Origin of the sequence: Sphingomonas sp., assembly GCF_019242355.1 — a bacterium.
Lineage (GTDB): Bacteria > Pseudomonadota > Alphaproteobacteria > Sphingomonadales > Sphingomonadaceae > Sphingomicrobium.
In genome coordinates this window covers 1-17,460 of sequence record NZ_JAFAVR010000287.1, presented here as the reverse complement: position 1 = coordinate 17,460, position 17,460 = coordinate 1, and the positions used below count along the sequence as shown (strand labels likewise).

Sequence of the window (17,460 nt, the reverse complement as noted above, 5' to 3'; positions counted from 1 at the left end):
ATTATTTCTGTGGATGGGCGCTCGTCGCGGTTTCTCGGACTTCGGGCGAACGGCAGTGCGATTCGTGCACAGTCTATCCACAGCTGTGCTACATATGTTCCGCTTGGGCACGGCGCTGTCCCGAGCCTAGAGGACAGCCATGGCCGAAGTCATCCGCATTGCCGAACCCCCCGCCGACACCGTATCCCAGGCACTTCCGCAGAACGTCGAGGCCGAAGCGGCGCTGCTCGGCGCCCTCATGATCGACAACCGGCTGGTCGAGGATGTCCAGCTAAAGCTGAAGCCCGACCATTTCTTCGAGCCGCTCCACGGCCGAATCTACGAAGCGATCCTGCGGATGACCGACGCCAACCGCGTCGCCAACCCGGTGACATTGCGGCCCATCTTCGACGGCGACGACGCGATGAAGCAGGTCGGCGGCCCGGCCTATCTGGCCCAGCTGACCGGCTCGGGCGCGGCCGTCATCGGCGCGCGCGACTTCGCGGCACAAATCTACGACCTCGCGCTGCTGCGAGCACTGATCGGTGTCGGCCGCGATCTGGTTGAGGGGGCGCTCGACACCAGCGAGGAGATTGCTCCTCTCCAGCAGATCGAGAAGGCCGAGACCCAGCTCTACAAGGTCGCCGAGGAAGGCGGCTCGGCCGGCAAGGCGAAGTCGTTCGCGGAAGCCACCAAGGATGCGCTCGAAATGGCCGAGCGCGCGCTCAACAGCGGCGGCCATCTGTCGGGATTTACGACCGGCCTCGACGCCCTCAACTCGAAGATCGGCGGTCTTCACAAGTCCGACCTCATCATCGTCGCCGGGCGCCCCGGCATGGGCAAGAGCGCACTGGGCACCAACATGGCCTTCGCCGCCGCGCGTCGATTCATGAGCGACGCCGAAGCCGGGATCGAGCCGGAGAAGTCGGCTGGGGCAGCGGCCGTTCTGTTCAGCCTCGAAATGTCAGCCGACCAGCTGGCGACCCGTATTCTTTCCGAACAATCCGGCATCACGTCCGAGAACTTGCGGACCGGCCGGATTTCTCAGCACGAGTTCCGTGACCTCGCTCGCGCCGCCGCCGAGCTTCAGAGCCTGCCCCTTTACATCGACGACACCCCCGGCCTCACGATTGCCGCGCTCAGGACGCGGGCACGGCGACTGAAGCGGCAGAAGAATATCGGAGTGATCGTCGTCGACTATCTCCAGCTCCTTCAGGGGACAGGACGCAACGGGAGCGAGAACCGGGTCCAGGAAATCTCCGAAATCAGCCGCGGGCTGAAGCAGCTCGCCAAGGAACTTGACGTGCCGGTGATCGGCCTCTCGCAGCTCAGCCGAGCGGTCGAGCAACGCGAGGACAAGAGGCCGCAGCTGTCGGACCTCAGGGAATCAGGCTCGATCGAGCAGGACGCCGACATCGTCCTCTTCATCTATCGCGAGGATTATTATCTGAAGGCGACCGAGGTCGAGATGCCGACACCCGAAGAAGCGTCGAGCAACCTCGACAAGGTCGGCAAGTACGAGGAATGGAAGGCGAAGTACGATCAGGCCGCGGGCCGGGCCGAGGTCATCGTCGCCAAGCAGCGCCACGGCTCGACGGGAATCGTGCGGGTCCGCTTCGACGGCCGAACGACCAAGTTCAGCGACGCCGCGGACGACGATTACCTGCCGCAGATGCGCGACTAGTCTCTGGGGATGATCGTCAGGGCGGCGCCCCGAAGCCGCCCGGGCGATCATGGGGTGGGGTGAGGGCGCCGGCTGGTCCGGCGCCCTCTGCATATGCGGCGCTGGCGACAGGTCGAGCGACTAGACGGGCCGACCGGTGATGCGCGTGATCTCGCGCTTCACATGCTCCTGCACGATCTGCGGCAAATGCTCGTCGAGCCATTGCTTGAGCACCGGCCGCAGCATCTCGCGCACCATCTCCTCGAGCGGGTTGACGGACGGTGGAGCGGGCACGGTGGCGGCGATGGTCGACAGCTTGTCCAGCGCCTCGCGGCTCTGGCCGGCGATTGCCTCGTCGATCAGCGGCGGACCGAGATCCACTGGAGGAGCGAGCGGCTCGTCGAGCTCCAGAACCTCGTCGGCATCATGCGCCTGCGGACCGGCACCCTCGCGAGACGATTGCTCCGCCGGTTCCTCGAACCGGACCGCGCCACGCTGCTCCTTCTCCTCGGCGATCACTTTCTTGATCGACGCGAGGATGTCTTCCATCGAGGGCTCACGACCGGGTGACTGCATTGCGAAGCCGGTATTGCCTATCGCCGCGGCGAAGTCACGCCAGAGGTTGCGGGCTGCGTGATGGTCGCGCTCACCGGCGGCTGGGTGACCGTCGGCGGAGCCAACATTGGATTGGTGACCGTCGCACGCGGAGCGACTTGCGTGCCGTTCATCTCGGCCGCGGTCGGCTCGGGCAGATTGCTGTTGGTTATGATCTGCGGAGTGACGATCGGCGCGGGCGGCAGTTCCTGTGGGTCGACGGTCCGGGTCGCGACCGGGCGCGGCGCGGGGTCGTTCGCCCAATCGCTCCAGTTGGCGGCGACACGTCGATAGTTGCCGAGCGGATCGTAGAGCGGTCCGCCATCAAGCCCGAGGTCCTTGGCCGTTGCGACTCCCATGGCGTTCAGCAGCTGGAAGCCCGCGACATAGGCATCGCGCTTGGCAGTCACGAGCGCGACCTGCGAGTTCAGAAGCTCCTGCTCGGCATTGAGAACGTCGAGCACGGTGCGCGTGCCGACGGTCTGCTCGGCCCGGCTACCTTCGAGCGCAAGCTGGTCGGCTTGGACCGCAACGGAATTGGCCTGGATCGCGAGCTGTGCAGCGGAATAGCCGGCAAAGGCGGCTCGCGTCGCCTGCACCACCGCGCGCTCGGTGCCGACGACTTGCTCGAGAAGCTGTCCCTGAAGTGCCTGCGCCTGGCGAATTCGTGCTGTCGGCAAGCCGCCCTGGAAGATCGGGATGTTCGCGTTCAAGCCGATTGCCGTCTGCGCTCCGCTGCTGGGGTTCGCTTGGCCGAAGAGATTCTTGCCTTCGTTCCCGAGGTAATTGACGTAGGTGCCGCTGCCTCCCACCGACAGGGTCGGGAGCCGGCTCGCACCGGCGACACGAACGTCGTAACCAGCCGCCGTCGCCTGCTGAACGACCGAGACCAGGTCGGGATTGTCCGTGAGCGCGATCCGCACGGCCTCGTCGGCGGTGGCGGGGAGCGGCGGAAGCGGCGGCGGCGGCGCAAGCTGGCCCGGAGCGTGGCCGATCACCTGGCGATAGGTGGCTTCGCTTGCGGTGAGCTGCCCCTGCGCGGTCGCAAGCTGCGAGCGGCCGAGCTGGAGCCGCGCCTCCGACTGGGCGACGTCGGTCCGGGTGACGTCTCCGATCTGGAAGCGATCCTGAGTGGCCTTGAGGTTCGTCTCCAGGACCTTGACGTTATTCTGGTTGAGCTCGACGATCGACCGGTCGCGGATCACGTCCATGTAGGCCGAGACAGCGTTGGTGAAGACGTCGCCTTCGACGGCTTGCAGGGTCGCGCGGCCCGCGAGCACTCGCGTTTCCGCGCCCCTGACCTGGTTACGGACGCTGCCGCCGTTGAACAAAGGGTAGCTGACGTCCACTCCGACGGAGAGGTTGTTCTTGCTTCCTCCGGTGTTGAGGATGCCGGACCGGGTGAGGTCACGGTTGAGGCCCACGGTGCCGCTGACCTGTGGCCGGCCGGCGGCCCTCGCGATCGCGACGGTTGCATCGGTTGCGCGAAGGGCTTCGCGCTGTGCCGTCAGCGTCGGGTTGCTCTGATAGGCGTCGACAAGCGCCTCGCGAAGGGTGTCGGCGGAGGCCGTGCCGGCAAGCAATGCCGCGACCAATGTGCCGCTAAGGATTTTCCGAACCACTGCAGTCCTCAAAATGTAAAGCTTCTGGGCCGCTCGAAACCCGGCAGCGGTGGGCTGCCGGCGTCGCTTACGGTGAGATATCCGAACGCCCCGCCGGCCTTGCGGCCGACGATCAGCCGGCTGACTCCGCGGTCGATCAGCGCTGCGCCAAGGGTACCGCCGTCGGCAAGCTGGCCGATGATTGCGGCGGGAATATCGCTGACCGCACCGTCGATCAGGATCTGGTCGTAGGGCGCACCCTCGGCATGGCCACCCTCGAGCGGTGCGTCATGGACGTCGACGCCGAGCTCTCCCGCACGGGCCGCAAGCTCGACCGCGGACTCGACGCCGACCACCTCGAGCCCCATGGCGGAGAGGACTGCGACCGAATAGCCGGTTCCGGCACCGACCACGAGGGCGCGCTGGCCGGGCCGTGGCGCCATCTGGGTCAGAAGCGCGCCGAGCACCGCCGGCGCCGGCAGGAACCGTCCGCCGCCGAGCGGAACCGCGCGATCGATGTAAGCGAGCGCGCGCGCCTGCTCCGGAACGAAGCGCTCGCGCTCGATCTCACCCATGGCCCCAAGCACTGCCGCGTCGGTGACGCCCTGCGGCCGCAGCTGGCTTTCGACCATCGCCGCGCGCGCAAGGGCAAGGTCCGTGCCGGGCGCCCGGTCGGCCGGCTGGGCCCGGACGGAGACTGAAGACTGGACGGTCATGGCTGTTATATGTCGCTAAGACACCCGATGTTCAAGGTCGCTCATAAAGCGAGCGAGCTGCGTCGCCAACCGCCATTGGTCGAAAGTTGAACGATTGCCTGGCCAGCGCGACCGCGCAACGGTTCGCACTTGACCGGCGAGGAAAGGTCGCGAAAAGGCGCGATCAACTCCGGGGCCCGATGGCGGAGTGGTTACGCAGAGGACTGCAAATCCTTGCACGCCGGTTCGATTCCGGCTCGGGCCTCCACCGTGACACTGGCCACCGCCGACCAGCGGTCCGGGTAGTGACTCGACCTGCGATTCAATTTCCGTTAACGACGGTGAGGGGGCACGCGCAGGGGGCGCGCTCCGAAGGGGGCTTATGAGCGCCTTGCTTGCTGCGGCCGTTGCGGCGCAGGTTGCGTCGGCCCAACCTCCGATGGATCAGCACGGGATCGCGCCGGATTCCAACCGGGAACCGGACGACACGATCATCATCACTGGCACCCGCTTTTCGGGGTTGAGAGCGAAGGACAGCCTGGAGCCTGTTCAGGTGGTGACGTCCCAGTCTTTGAAAGTCGCGGGACCGCCCAACCTCAGCGACTCGTTGGCCGACCTCGTGCCGTCGTTGAACACTCAGGCGGTCGGCAATGATCTCGCGAACGAGACGCTGGCGGCGCGACTGCGCGGAGTGTCGCCAAACCACACGCTGGTCCTGGTCAATGGCAAGCGCCTTCACGGCACCGCCAATCTGTCGGTCCTATCGAGCGCGTTCCAGGGCGGCGCGGCGCCGGATCTTAACTTCATCCCGGTCGCTTCCATCAAGCGAGTCGAAGTCCTGCTCGACGGTGCTGCGGCCCAGTACGGCTCGGACGCGATTGCCGGCGTCATCAACATCATCCTCAATGACTCGACCTCGGGCGGCTGGGGTGAGGCCTATGCGGGAGAATATGGGAAGGGTGACGGCGAGACCCTGGGCGCGTCGGCGAGTGCCGGTGCGCCGCTCGGCCCGAAGGGGTTCCTTGATTTGTCATTCGAAACGCGTTTCCATGATTTCAGCAACGCCGGCGGACCCGATGCCCGGGTTGAGCAGGCCATCGCCTCGGGCGCTCATCCGGATTGGGCCGATCTCGACGGCTATCCTCTGCTCAACAAGGTCTTCGGCGACGCCCGATATACGCAGCAAACTTTCGCCGCGAACATGGGTTACGACCTTGGGAGCGTGCAGGCCTATGCCTTTGGAACCCTCGGGTATCGCAATGCAGGTGGTTGGGCGAACTTTCGCCTGCCCACGAAATTGCCGGAGCTTTACCCGCACGGCTTCAATCCGATCGATCGCCTGAAGAGCTGGGATTACTCGGCCACCATCGGGTTGAGCGGAAACCTCGCCGGCTGGGCCTGGGATCTCAGCACGACCGACGGCCGGAACAGCAATCGGGTGGAAGTCACGGATTCGGCGAATGTCGACTTGTTCCATGACACAGGGTCGACGCCGACGAATTTCCATAACGGAAGCTTCAAGGCATCCGAGTGGACGACAAATCTCGACGTACGCCGACGCTTGAGCAGTGCGGTTGGTCTCGCTCTCGGCGCCGAGTATCGGCATGACAGCTATGCATTGCTCGCCGGCGACGAGGCATCGCGGTACAAGGCCGGCTCACAATCCTTTCCCGGCTTCGCATTGACGGACGCGGGTTCGCACGGTCGAAGCAACCAGGCCGCATATGCCGACCTGAACGTGCTTCCCGGTGGGGGCTTCACCGTCGATCTGGCGAGCCGCTTCGAACATTATTCCGACTTCGGAAGTACGGTGATTGGCAAGATTAGCGCCCGAAAGGAGATCTCGCCTGGTCTCGCAGTCCGCGGCACGGCGAGTTCGGGGTTCCGTGCCCCGTCGCTTGCCGAAGCCTATTATTCGGCGACGAACGTGCAGCCGAATACCGCTTTCGTGCAATTGCCGCCCAACGCTCCCGCTGCCGCTCTCATCGGCGTCAAGCCGCTTGCGCCGGAACACGCACGCAATTTCAGCATCGGCGCGGTTGCGACCCCAGCTCCTCGCGTCAGCTTCACGATCGATGCCTACCAGATTTCGATCCGCAACCGCGTCGTCGGCAGTGGCACCCTCTATGGCACCTATGCCGGGGAGCTTCGCTCGGATGCGGTCAACCAGGCGATCATTGCCAACGGTAATGTTCTCGAAAACGTGCCGTTCACCGGCATCAATGTCTTCACGAACGGGCTGGACACCCGCACTCGCGGCGTCGACGTCGTTGCAAACCTGCGCACGCCGCTGCCTGGCCGGGGAAGCATTCAGTGGTCACTCAGTGGAAGCTACAGCAGGACCAAGGTTACCCGGATCCGGGAGACGCCGCCGCAGATTGCAGCATCCGGACAGAGCTTGTTCGACCCGGTGGCAATTTCCACACTGGAAACGGCATCGCCGCGCTTCAAGGCTATCCTGTCAGCTCTCTACGCCACCGGCCGTTGGACGGTCTCCGGCAAGGAGAGGTTCTACGGAAACGCGTATAATTTCGAGGATCCCGGCGACGGCAAGTTCTACCGCGACTCCACCGGCAGCGCCTTCATCACCGACATCGACGTGAGCTTCGCGCTGTTCAAAAGTCTTTCGGTGTCCGTTGGAGCCAACAATCTGTTCGACAAGCGTCCGAACCGCGTCAATGCGGAGGCTCTGGCAGTTGCTGCGGCAGCGGGAAGCCCCGCTGTTGAAATCTACCCCAAGTTCTCGGCCTTCGGCATCAATGGCGGCTATTATTACGCCCGCGCGCGCGTGAACTTCCGCTGAGCTGGAAGTGGCCCGGTTACCGACAGTGACCAGGCTCCAGGACTCATGACCGCGGAGACAATCGACACCCTGGTAATCGGCGCGGGTCAGGCTGGCCTGGCGATGAGCTACTGGCTGGGTCGCGCCGGGCGGCCGCACCTGGTGCTGGAGCGCGGACGGATAGCCGAGCGTTGGCGCAGCGAGCGGTGGGATTCCCTTGCCTTCCAGTTTCCGAATTGGAGTTTGGAACTGCCAGGCTTCTTGCACCCGTCCGCGTCGCCTGAAGGGTTCGCCGGCCGTGACGATATCGTTGACTTCGTTGAGTCGTATGCGTGCCACATCAGGGCGCCGGTGCGGACAGGTGTGACGGTGCGGCGTTTGCGTGGCCGTCAAGCGAGACTCGTGGCCGAGACCGACGCAGGGCCGATCGTTGCCAGCAACGTGGTGGTGGCCACGGGACCCTATCAGCGCCCGGTGATCCCGGAGGCTTCGAAGGCACTGAGCGGTGTCGTCCAGCTGCACGCCCGTTCGTACCGCAACCCGCAGACCCTTCCGCCCGGAGGGATCTTGATCGTTGGGGCGGGTGCTTCGGGAACGCAGATTGCCGAGGACCTGATCCGAGACGGCAGGTCCGTATGGCTGGCGGTAGGCTCACATCGGCGCGTCCCGCGGCGCTACCGGGGGCGCGATTTCCATCATTGGGAGTTCGCGCTCGGCGAATGGGATCGTCCGACCGCGTCTCGGGACATTCGTGAGCCGCCACCGCTCCTGACCGGCATCGACGGCGGTCGCGACATGGACCTGCGTGAACTCGCCCACCTTGGCGCCACGCTGACCGGGCGATTGGCTGCAATCTGCGACGGAGTGGCACGGTTCAAGCCCGACTTGAAAGACAGCCTGGCGAAGGGTGATGCACATTATCACCGCTTTCGTGCGGCGATCGACGCCTATGCCACCGGCAACGGTCTGGAACTGCCGGCACCGGATCCGGTGCCCCTCCGACCCGACCCGGCATGTGTCACCCATCCAGTGACGCAGCTCGATCTGGCTGCGTCGGGCATTTCCGCCGTGATCTGGGCGACCGGCTACGCACTTGAACTGGACTGGATTGACCTGCCCGTGTTCTCCCAGCGAGGCGAACCACTGCACACGGATGGCGTCAGTCCCGTCCCAGGCCTCTATTTCCTCGGACTTCCATGGCTTTCGAAACGCAAGTCGACACTGCTGTCAGGTGTCGGTGAAGATGCGGAGCGGCTGGCCTCTCATATCGCCTCAAGGACCAGCAATGCTGGCTGCAGTTATTCGGCGCCCCGATCGGATAGCGGACTGCTTGTTCTCCGCCGGACGTTAAACTCCGGCGGGGCGCACGAATCAGATGCGCGCTTTTGAGCTCCAGCTGCCGCCGGGCGCGCGGAAGAGGTCGATCTGAGACTTGGCGACATTGGCGTCCGCTTCGGCAAGTGCCGCTTCTGCCTCCGCTGCCGTCCGCTCAGCATCGAGCAGCTCGAGCGAGCTGATGTCGCCCTCGCGTTGGCGCGCGCGGGTGATCCGCGCGGCGACTTCGGCTTCGTTTTCGGCGGAGTGCAACGCCGCGCGCCGGTTCAGCGCCTGCTGGTAGGCCGACAGCGCAGTCTCCGTTTCCTGGAGCGCTTCCAGGACGGTGCCATCGAACGTCGCCAGCGCCGCCTGCGTGTCGGCGCGGGCTTCGGCGACTCGGGCACGGGCGGCGCTGCGGTTGGCGGTCCAATTGATCAGGGGGCCGACCAGCCAGCTGATCGGATTGAGAATATTACTTACCCCGGCACCGTTCGATCCGACCGATCCGCCGAGCGTGACGCGCGGATAGAGATCGGCGGTGGCGACGCCGATGCGCGCGGTCGAGGCGGCGAGGCGGCGCTCCGCTGCTGCAACGTCGGGGCGGCGGGCGAGGAGGCTTGCGCCATTGCCGACCGGGATCGGCTGATCGAGGCGGAGTGTCGACGTGCGGACGGCAGCGTCGGCCGGAAGTTCGCGTGGAGGCCGGCCGGTCAGCGTGGCGAGGCGGAACAATGCGCCCTGCCGCTCGGCCTCGAGTGTCGGAATGTCGGCCCGGCGCTGATCGCGCAGCGTGGCGATGCGCGCGGTGTCGAGACCGGTCGCCTCGCCGACCTGGTGGCGGCGCTCGGTCAGGAGGAGGGACTGATCGAGCAAGGCGACGATCTTGCGGGCGACCGCCATCCGTTCCGCCGAGGAGACGGCGTCGGCATAGGCCTGCACAGTATCGGAAACGATGGTGACACGAACCGCGTCGGCATCGGCGGCGGCGGCGCCGACGTCACCGCGTGCCGCTTCGACCCGACGGCTGATGCGCCCGAACAGGTCGGCTTCGTAGGCGACATCGAGGCCGAGGCCGATCTGCACGTCGGTCGTCCTTTCGCCCGGGATCGTGGGGCCGGACGGGCGGCCGTATTGCGCGCTGCCACTAAGGCCGACCTGCGGCTCGGCAGCGCCGCGTTCCTCGCGAACGGCGGCACGGGCGCGCTGGAGCCGCGCCTCGGCGACGCGGACGTCGGTATTTGCGGCGAGGGCGTCGCTCACGAGCCCATCCAGTACCGGGTCGTCGTAAAGCCGCCACCAGTTACCGACCGGCTGCGACGGCGATGTGACGGCCGACCCTTGCGCCATCACGAACGGCGCTGCGGCTGCGGCGGAAACCGCCTGCGGATGATAGTCGGGTCCACTGGCACAAGCGGCCAAGGCAAGCGCCGAGGTCATGAGGGTCGCGTTTCTGAACATGGTCATTCCTATTCGGCCGGGATCAGCGCGGGCTCGACCTCGCCGCCGCCACGGCGCCGGCGGGCGATGCGGTCGCCGATGGCGCGGCAGACGACATAGAAGGTGGGCGTGAAGATCAGGCCGAAGCCCGTCACGCCGACCATCCCGAAGAACACGGCGGTGCCCAGCGCCTGCCGAAGCTCCGCGCCCGCGCCCGTCGCCAACAGCAACGGCACGCTGCCGAGGATGAAGGCGAAGCTGGTCATCAGAATCGGGCGGAGGCGGTCGTGGGCGGCGCGGACGGCCGCTTCGATCGTCGACATGCCGGCCGCCTCGTCCTGCCGCGCGAACTCGACGATCAGGATAGCGTTCTTGGCGGCAAGCGCGATCAGCACAACGAGCCCGATCTGCGTCAGGACATTGTTGTCCATTCCTCTCAGGTGGACGCCGATCATCGCCGCGAACAGGCACATGGGCACGATCAGGATGATCGACAGCGGCAGGATCAGGCTCTCGAATTGCGCCGCAAGCACAAGGAAGACGAACAGCACGGCCATTCCGAAGACCAGGCCCGACGTGCTCCCCGCGGCCTTCTGCTGATAGGCGATGCCGGTCCATTCGTGGGCGTAGCCGGGCGGCAAGGTCGCGTCGGCGAGCTTTTCCATGCTCTTCAGCGACTGACCGGACGAGTAGCCGGGAGCGGTGTCGCCGTCGATCTCGACCGCCGGGAAGCCGTTGTAGCGCGACACGCGGTACGGGCCCGTTCGGTCCTGGAAGGTCGTCACCGAGCCGATCGGAACCATCGCGCCGGAGTTCGACCGGGTGCGCAGGTTGGCGATGTCCGCCTCCGACGCACGGTAGGCCGAGTCGGCCTGGGCGGTCACACGGTACGTGCGGCCGAGCAGGTTGAAGTCGTTGATGAACGCCGAGCCGAGATAGACCTGAAGCGCCTCGAAGATGCGTTCCGGCGGCACGCCCAGCATGTCGGCCTTGCCGCGGTCGATGTCGGCGAACACCCGCGGCGTATTGATGTCGAACAGGGTATAGACCTGCTTCAGGCCGGGCGTCTGGTTGGCCTTGGCGATCAGGCCCCAGGACAGCCCGGACAACTCCGGGAAGCTGTGGCCGGTGCGGTCCTCGACGATCATCCGGTAGCCGCCGGCCGAGCCGATGCCCTGGATCAGCGGCGGCGGCACGATCAGTAGCCGCGCCTCGTTGATGTCGGCAGTACGCTTCTGCGCCTCGGCCATGATGCTTTGCAGCGTGACGCCGAGCTTGCGGCGCTCCTCGAACGATTGCAGCGGGACATAGGCCGCGGCCGCATTGGGCGCCTGGGTCTGCGAGGCGCCGTCGAAGCCAGCGAGCATGACCGAGCCCTTGACGCCGGGGATCGGCAGAATGCGCGCCGCAACCTCGCGCATCACGGCGTCGGTGCGCTCGAGCGAGGAGCCGGGCGGCAACTGGATGACGGTCAGGAAGTAGCCCTGGTCCTGCGCCGGGATGAAGCCGGACGGCGTGATCCAGAACAGGCCGATCGTTGCGGCAATGAGGCCGGCGTAGGCCAGCATCATGCGCCGAGGCATGGCGACGAGCCGGCGAGTCAGGCGCGAGTATGATTCGCTGAACCGCTCGAAGGCACGGTTGAAGCGGTGGCCGGCGGCGACGAGGAAGGCGGTCACACGATTGGACGGCGCCTTGTCCTCCGAGTGCGGCTTGAGAAGGATCGCGGCGAGCGCCGGCGACAGGGTCAGCGACACCAGCAGGGAAATCACGGTCGCGCCGGCAATCGTCACCGCGAACTGGTGGTAGAAGGCTCCCGACAGGCCGTTCATAAACAGGGTCGGCAGGAACACCGCGCAGAGCACCAGGACGATGGCGATCAATGCCGTGCCGACCTCATCCATCGACATTCGCGCGGCGTCCAGGCCGGTGAGTCCCTTGGCCAGGTTCCGTTCGACATTCTCGACGACAACGATGGCGTCATCGACGACGATGCCGATCGCCAGCACCAGGCCGAACAGCGACAGGTTGTTGAGCGAATAGCCGACGCTGAGCAGGATCGCGAACGTGCCGATGAGCGACACCGGGATGGCGACCACCGGGATGACCGCGGCCCTCCAGCGCTGCAGGAACACGATAACGACGAGGACCACGAGAGCGATGGCTTCGAGCAGCGTCTCGCGCACCGCCGCGATCGACTGCGAGATGAACTCGGTCGGGTTGTAGATGATGCGGTACTCGAGGCCCGGCGGGAAGCTCTTCGACATGGTCGCCATCTCGCGCTGCACGGCGGCAGCGGCGGCTAGAGCGTTGGAGCCCGGGCGCTGGAAGACGCCGAGGATGACGGTCGGTTCGCCCGATAGGTAAGTGTTGGCGGCATAGTCCGCGGCGCCAAGCTCGACCCGGGCCACGTCGGACACGTGCACCTGGCGCCCGTCCGCGTCTGTGCGGATAACGATGTTGGCGAACTGTTGCGGGTCGTTGAGCCGGCCCTGCGTCTCGACATTGACCTGGTAGGCGTTGCCGCTGGCGTAGGGCGGCTGGCCGAGCGTTCCGGCGGCGACCTGCACGTTCTGCGCGCGCAAGGCGTCGACGATCTCGCCGGCGGTGAGGTTCAGCGCCGCCGCCTTGTTGGGATCGATCCAGATTCGCATCGCATAGTCGCGCGATCCGAACAGTCGCGCGTCGCCGACGCCGTCGAGCCGCGCGATTCTGTCGCGAACCTGAGTCAGCGCGTAGTTGGAGATGTAGCCGCGGTCGAGCGAGTGATCGGGCGAGATCAGGTTCACGACCATCAGGAAGTCGGGCGAGGTCTTGCGCGTGACAATGCCCAGCCTCTGCACGTCCTGCGGCAGGCGCGGTGCGGCAATGGCGACCCGGTTCTGGACCAGCACCTGCGCGGCATTGAGGTCGGTACCCTGCTTGAAGGTGACGGTGATGGTGAGATTGCCGTCGCCGGTCGATTGCGACGACATGTAGATCATGTTGTCGACGCCGTTGATCTCCTGCTCCAGGGGTGCCGCGACGGTCGACGCGACGGTCTCGGCGTCGGCGCCGGGGTAGCTCGCATTGACCGTCACCGTCGGCGGGACGATGTCGGGATATTGCGACACCGGCAGGCCGAAATAAGCGATCCCGCCCATCACCGTGATAAGGATCGCGATGACGGCGGCGAAGATCGGCCGAGTGATGAAGAAGCGTGACAGGCGCATGGAAGTGGCTCCCCGGCGCTGAGCCGGTTCAAGAAATCAGGGAAACGGGCTCCGCTCAGCGACTGGCGAACGTTGCCTGGCCGCTAAGCGGTGCCGATACGGTGTCGGGCTGGGCTGTTGCCGCGGCGACCGCCGTGATCTTGCCGGGCTGAAGCTTGGCCTTCATCCCGGGCATCACCAGCTGGGCGCCGGCGATGACGACCTGATCGGTCGGCGCGAGTCCGGAGCGGATCACGCGCAGGCCATCGATGACCGGGCCGACCATGACGGGATGCGGCGTCAGGCTGCCGTCCTTGGCGGCAACCATGACGATCTTGCGCGCCTGGTCGGTGGAGACGGCTGCGTCAGGGACCAGGAGCGCCCTTTCGGGAACACCGTCCGACAAACGCATGTTGCCGAACATTCCCGGCGTCAGGAACTGCGTGCCGTTGGACACGATCGCGCGCAGGCGGATGGTGCCGGACCGCGTGTCGAGCCCGTTGTCGGCGAAATCGAGGCGGCCGTGCCAGCGGTAATCGGTTTCGTCCTGAAGCCGAATCTGAACGTCCGACGGCGCCGCTCCGGTCTCCTTAGCGCGGCGGGCCTTGAGGAACAGGGCCTCGGACGCGTCGAAGGTGAAGTAGATCGGGTCGAGAGCGTTGATCGTCGTCAGGAGCGAGCCGTCGGCACCGCTGCCGCCGCCCTGCACGAGATTGCCCGGGTCGATGCGGCGGTCGGAGATCCGTCCGCCGATCGGCGCGCGCACCTGCGTGAAGCTCAGGTCGAGGGCGCGGGCCTGGACCTGCGCGTTGGCCGCCGCGAGCTCGGCCTGCGAGGCCTGCACCTTGGCACGAAGCTGGTCGACGTCGCTGCGGGACACTGCGTCGACCGCGAGCAGCCGCGTCGCCCGGCCGAGGTTGGCCTGGGCAAGCGTAAGGTCGCTGCGCGCGCTTGCGACGGCGGCCTGCGCTTGGGCGAGCGCCGCCCGGTAGGGGCGCTGGTCGATGGTGAAGAGGAGCTGGCCCTGACGCACCACGGTGCCGTCCGTGAAATAGACGCCGGTGATCGCGCCCGACACGCGCGGTCGGACCTCGACGCTCTTGCTCGCCTCGAAGCGGCCCGAATAATCGTCCCACTCGGCGACCTGGCGCACGAGCGGCGTCGCGACAGTCACGACAGGCGGCGGCGGCGCGGCCGGCGCGGGGGCGCCGTTGCCTTCCCACAGGATCACGCCGGCGAGCAGCGCCAAGGGCGCCGCGCCCAGCGCGATCTTCTGGTTGCGGGAGAGGCCGGCGACGCGGTTGCCGAGGCCCTGTCCCGATCCCGATTCAACCCTTGTCTCCATGTTCATCGTGCGTGCTTCCGGCGGCGGGCCGACGCACGCGCCTGGCCGAGGCTGTTCTGGATGAGCTCGAACTGGTCGTTGCTGAAGCCGGCTTCGCGAAAGGCGACGAGTTCCGACTTCGGCACGTTCCAGCCGTGAAGCCAGGCGAGCACAGACACACGGCGAAGCGTCTCCAGTCGATCACTGGCCAGCCGGTTGGGCTGTTTCAGGCCGAAAAAGGCGCGAAGCACGCGGGTATAGCGGCTCGGCTCGCGGATGCTCGACAGGCTGTCCCGCTCCGCCATCGCGACGATCGACCATTCCAGGGCTGACAGGCGGGCGGGAGCGACGGTGCCGACGACGTCCGACGCGACGGCGACGACGGACGGCCGTGATTGCTGCAAGGCGGGGAGGGGAAGGCTGGCCATTGTTAATCTCCTGTTCGGCGAGCGCGACTTGCCGTTCCGCGACGGTGGGAATCGCGCGGTGGCTTCGACATTGTTGGGCGCGAAGGTCCGCCGCCGCGACACGTGCCGCAGCCGTGGATCAACCTGACCCGGCATTCTGGTACGGGGGACCGCGTCCTAGGACGCGATGAGTATCCCGGTAATGCGACAGATACGCGTCGCGCTTTCCTCGGCGGCTCGATGTCGCCCTTCTATACTGACTGGTATAGAAAGTGATTCAGCGGCGGTCAAGACTTCAATACCGACCGGTACGTTATTTTTTTCGGCTATTTTCCGGGCCACATGCCGAGCGCCGTTTCAACAAGGCTCTCAAGCTGCGCCCGCGGCGCGCCGCCGCTGGCCTGGATGCTCATTCCGCCAAGCACAGCCCCGAGATAGGCGCACAGGCCGTCGACGTCGGTGCCCTCGGGAAGGTCGCCTTCGTCCCTGGCGCGCTGCATCCGGTCGCACAGCGCCCGCTGCGACGACTGGCGTCGCGCCATCAAGTCGGCACGGATCGAATCGGCCTCCGGGCTGCAGCTGACCGACGTCAGCACGCGCATGCAGCCCTTGGGCTCGCAGTCGCTGGTCTGCATCGCCAGCGCCCCGCGAAGCAGCCGCTCGGCAACTTCGCGCGAGGTCGGCGCCTTCAGCGCCTCGCCGATATAGGCGAGCTTTTCCTGCTCATAGAGATCGAGCGCCTTGCGGAACAGGGCTTCCTTGTTCCCAAACGCGGCGTAGAGGCTCGGCCGGGTGATGCCCATTGCCTCGGTCAGGTCGGTCAGCGACGCGGCTTCGTAGCCCTTCGACCAGAAGACACGAAGCGCCGCGGCCAGGGCCTCGTCGACATCGAATTCACGGGGCCGACCCTTGGTGCAAACGCGTGGGAGCACACATTCCATAACGGCCGGTACATAAGTCTTGGCTGGTCGATTGTCCATGAGTTGCAGTCGGGTGAGCGACGCGATTTGCTGATCGCGCGGCCATTGGACGATCAATCTGTGCCTTGTGGGCCCGGCTGCTGATACATGACTAGCCGGGGATCAAGCGCGCCTGACGGGAAGGTTGCCCTCGGTGAGGGCGTCGCCGCCGACCCGGGGCTGCCGCCGGAGCCAATTTAAAGAAGTCCGACCGCGCGCCACAAGGGCGCGGGATCGAGGCCTCTCGACCCATGCACGACCCAGGCATAATGTTCCGCAGCCTGCTGATGCGTGCGCCGAGCGTCGACGCTGGGGGCCGTTTTCGCCAAGGCGCGCTCCTGGCGCTCACGGCGGCGAAAATAATCTAGATGGTCGTCGGTCATTCTACAGTCTCCGAGCATCAGCGATTAGATGCCCGGTGTTGCCCGCACCTTGCTCGAACATTGCGGTGATATGACGGCCGCCCTAATCAAGTGTTGATATGACGAATCGACGTGCGCGGCGCGCGGACCTCATGCACTATTCGGAATCGTGAGTTCCGCCGTTCTCTGAGTTGTCGGAAGATTGTCGCGCCGACCCTGGCGTGGAGACGTTGGATGGAACCCGGTTCTCGGCAAGTTTCGCAGGGTGTGATCGATCGTATCGGCGCCGTGCTTCGCGATCATCGGAAAGGTCTGCTCGGTAGCGACGAGGATGCCGCGGACCACATCCTGATCGCCTTGCGCGAAGCGACTCCGTCGATGTGTGAATCGGGCGACGACGCCATCGCAGACGGCCAGGCCGCGATCGGCGTCTGGCGGCAGATGATCGACAGCATCAGGGCCTTGGCATAACGCCTAGACTGGCTGACCCAGCCGGTCTCGTCGAGGATTCTCGTCAAGGCTTGGGATCGAAGATCATGACTTTCACAGTGCCAGACGCAAAATCGTAAGAGGGCGAGCCGCCGGGCTTTTGCGCAGGTCGGGAGGTGGCCACCGAGGCCGTTACGAGGAAAATGCGGCCCGTCCGTGGATCAACCGCCATGTTCTTCGCGCCCGGCGCGGTCGGGACACCGGGATGGGAGACGAAGGTCCCCCCCGGTCGTTCGGTGACGATCGACAGGGTGCCATCCTTGTTCGCGCTGAACGCGCGGAGTCGTTTCGGATCGAACGCCGCACTGTCCGTCCCCACGCCGATCCTGAGCAGCGCGAGCGACTTGCCGGTCCTCGCATCGAGGACGATCATCTTCGCGTTTCGGCAGCTGGCGAACAGTCTCCCCTTCACGTTGTCGATCGCAAGCCCATGTGGCGCTTCGCACCCCGGCGTCGGCCAGCGCGCATCGATTTTGTTGGTGTGAAGATCGAGCCGTGCGATCTCGTTCGCGGTGTCGACGTTGATGAACACCCGGCCGGCGCCTCCGTCAACGGCCATGCTTTCCGCGGTCCCGCCCAGCGGAACCGTCGCGACCTTGGTTGCGGAGGTGACATCGATGATCGACGCATCCCGCGCGTCGCCGCTGCCAACCACTAGCC

Annotated in this window: 13 protein-coding genes, 1 tRNA gene and 1 pseudogene; 5 read left to right on the top strand and 10 right to left on the bottom strand. The window is 65.9% G+C overall.

What is annotated here, in order from left to right:
• The first annotated feature begins 139 nt into the window (after positions 1-139).
• A complete protein-coding gene (locus JOZ79_RS14030) occupies positions 140-1,663 on the top strand; it encodes a replicative DNA helicase (protein ID WP_294075402.1) in 1,524 nt (507 codons plus the stop codon).
• A gap of 120 nt (positions 1,664-1,783) precedes the next feature.
• Here JOZ79_RS14030 and JOZ79_RS14025 read toward each other — a convergent pair whose 3' ends face one another.
• Genes JOZ79_RS14025 through JOZ79_RS14015 form a run of 3 tightly spaced genes read right to left on the bottom strand, consistent with a single transcriptional unit; the run spans position 1,784 to position 4,553 of the window.
• Positions 1,784-2,191 carry a DUF2497 domain-containing protein gene (locus JOZ79_RS14025; RefSeq protein WP_294075400.1) on the bottom strand — a complete coding sequence of 136 codons (408 nt, stop codon included), beginning with the start codon at positions 2,189-2,191 and terminating at the stop codon, positions 1,784-1,786.
• 44 nt (positions 2,192-2,235) lie between these two features.
• Positions 2,236-3,858: a TolC family outer membrane protein gene (locus JOZ79_RS14020; RefSeq protein ID WP_294075398.1), complete on the bottom strand. Its 1,623-nt coding sequence runs from the start codon at positions 3,856-3,858 to the stop codon at positions 2,236-2,238.
• Between the two features lie 8 nt (positions 3,859-3,866).
• Positions 3,867-4,553 (bottom strand): protein-L-isoaspartate O-methyltransferase, encoded by a 687-nt coding sequence (locus tag JOZ79_RS14015; protein WP_294075395.1) that lies wholly within the window; start codon positions 4,551-4,553, stop codon positions 3,867-3,869.
• 173 nt (positions 4,554-4,726) lie between these two features.
• Between JOZ79_RS14015 and JOZ79_RS14010 the strand changes: the two genes are divergently transcribed.
• The 3 genes from JOZ79_RS14010 (at position 4,727) to JOZ79_RS14000 (ending at position 8,703) form a co-directional block, all read left to right on the top strand.
• Positions 4,727-4,800 (top strand) — tRNA-Cys (locus tag JOZ79_RS14010).
• A 114-nt stretch (positions 4,801-4,914) separates the two neighbouring features.
• Positions 4,915-7,335, top strand: coding sequence for a TonB-dependent receptor (locus JOZ79_RS14005; protein WP_294075393.1), 2,421 nt, complete (start codon positions 4,915-4,917; stop codon positions 7,333-7,335).
• A 45-nt stretch (positions 7,336-7,380) separates the two neighbouring features.
• Positions 7,381-8,703, top strand: coding sequence for an NAD(P)-binding domain-containing protein (locus JOZ79_RS14000; protein ID WP_294075390.1), 1,323 nt, complete (start codon positions 7,381-7,383; stop codon positions 8,701-8,703).
• On the opposite strand, the gene JOZ79_RS13995 is transcribed toward JOZ79_RS14000, so the two are convergent.
• The 6 genes from JOZ79_RS13995 to JOZ79_RS13970 all read right to left on the bottom strand — a co-directional run bounded on the left by JOZ79_RS13995 (position 8,686) and on the right by JOZ79_RS13970 (position 16,332).
• Positions 8,686-10,089: a TolC family protein gene (locus JOZ79_RS13995; protein WP_294075388.1), complete on the bottom strand. Its 1,404-nt coding sequence runs from the start codon at positions 10,087-10,089 to the stop codon at positions 8,686-8,688. The two genes, JOZ79_RS14000 and JOZ79_RS13995, sit on opposite strands and share 18 nt — an antisense overlap.
• 8 nt (positions 10,090-10,097) lie before the next feature.
• The gene (locus JOZ79_RS13990) at positions 10,098-13,280 is read right to left on the bottom strand and encodes a multidrug efflux RND transporter permease subunit (RefSeq protein ID WP_294075386.1); all 3,183 of its coding nucleotides are present in this window, start codon (positions 13,278-13,280) and stop codon (positions 10,098-10,100) included.
• Positions 13,281-13,335: 55 nt separating this feature from the next.
• Positions 13,336-14,610 carry an efflux RND transporter periplasmic adaptor subunit gene (locus JOZ79_RS13985; RefSeq protein WP_294075383.1) on the bottom strand — a complete coding sequence of 425 codons (1,275 nt, stop codon included), beginning with the start codon at positions 14,608-14,610 and terminating at the stop codon, positions 13,336-13,338.
• Positions 14,607-15,011 (bottom strand): hypothetical protein, encoded by a 405-nt coding sequence (locus tag JOZ79_RS13980; protein ID WP_294075381.1) that lies wholly within the window; start codon positions 15,009-15,011, stop codon positions 14,607-14,609. The genes JOZ79_RS13985 and JOZ79_RS13980 overlap by 4 nt, the downstream gene beginning before the upstream one ends.
• A 305-nt stretch (positions 15,012-15,316) precedes the next feature.
• Positions 15,317-15,931: a TetR/AcrR family transcriptional regulator gene (locus JOZ79_RS13975; RefSeq protein ID WP_294075379.1), complete on the bottom strand. Its 615-nt coding sequence runs from the start codon at positions 15,929-15,931 to the stop codon at positions 15,317-15,319.
• Positions 15,932-16,146: 215 nt separating this feature from the next.
• Entirely contained in the window at positions 16,147-16,332 is a 186-nt protein-coding gene (locus tag JOZ79_RS13970; protein ID WP_294075376.1) for a hypothetical protein, read from the bottom strand.
• A 213-nt stretch (positions 16,333-16,545) separates the two neighbouring features.
• Here JOZ79_RS13970 and JOZ79_RS13965 point away from each other — a divergent pair, with 213 nt between their 5' ends.
• Positions 16,546-16,782, top strand: coding sequence for a hypothetical protein (locus tag JOZ79_RS13965; RefSeq protein WP_294075373.1), 237 nt, complete (start codon positions 16,546-16,548; stop codon positions 16,780-16,782).
• Positions 16,783-16,825: 43 nt separating this feature from the next.
• Here JOZ79_RS13965 and JOZ79_RS13960 read toward each other — a convergent pair.
• A pseudogene (locus JOZ79_RS13960) lies at positions 16,826-17,460 on the bottom strand (hypothetical protein); the annotation flags it as partial.

Bases quoted from the DNA above. Each gene is read 5' to 3' on its own strand.
- JOZ79_RS14025 (WP_294075400.1), bottom strand. From the start codon at position 2,191: ATGGAAGACATCCTCGCGTCGATCAAGAAAGTGATCGCCGAGGAGAAG.
- JOZ79_RS13995 (WP_294075388.1), bottom strand. From the start codon at position 10,089: ATGTTCAGAAACGCGACCCTCATGACCTCGGCGCTTGCCTTGGCCGCT.
- JOZ79_RS14015 (WP_294075395.1), bottom strand. From the start codon at position 4,553: ATGACCGTCCAGTCTTCAGTCTCCGTCCGGGCCCAGCCGGCCGACCGG.
- JOZ79_RS13965 (WP_294075373.1), top strand. From the start codon at position 16,546: ATGGAACCCGGTTCTCGGCAAGTTTCGCAGGGTGTGATCGATCGTATC.
- JOZ79_RS13970 (WP_294075376.1), bottom strand. From the start codon at position 16,332: ATGACCGACGACCATCTAGATTATTTTCGCCGCCGTGAGCGCCAGGAG.
- JOZ79_RS13980 (WP_294075381.1), bottom strand. From the start codon at position 15,011: ATGGCCAGCCTTCCCCTCCCCGCCTTGCAGCAATCACGGCCGTCCGTC.
- JOZ79_RS14030 (WP_294075402.1), top strand. From the start codon at position 140: ATGGCCGAAGTCATCCGCATTGCCGAACCCCCCGCCGACACCGTATCC.
- JOZ79_RS13975 (WP_294075379.1), bottom strand. From the start codon at position 15,931: ATGGAATGTGTGCTCCCACGCGTTTGCACCAAGGGTCGGCCCCGTGAA.
- JOZ79_RS14005 (WP_294075393.1), top strand. From the start codon at position 4,915: ATGAGCGCCTTGCTTGCTGCGGCCGTTGCGGCGCAGGTTGCGTCGGCC.
- JOZ79_RS13985 (WP_294075383.1), bottom strand. From the start codon at position 14,610: ATGAACATGGAGACAAGGGTTGAATCGGGATCGGGACAGGGCCTCGGC.
- JOZ79_RS14000 (WP_294075390.1), top strand. From the start codon at position 7,381: ATGACCGCGGAGACAATCGACACCCTGGTAATCGGCGCGGGTCAGGCT.
- JOZ79_RS13990 (WP_294075386.1), bottom strand. From the start codon at position 13,280: ATGCGCCTGTCACGCTTCTTCATCACTCGGCCGATCTTCGCCGCCGTC.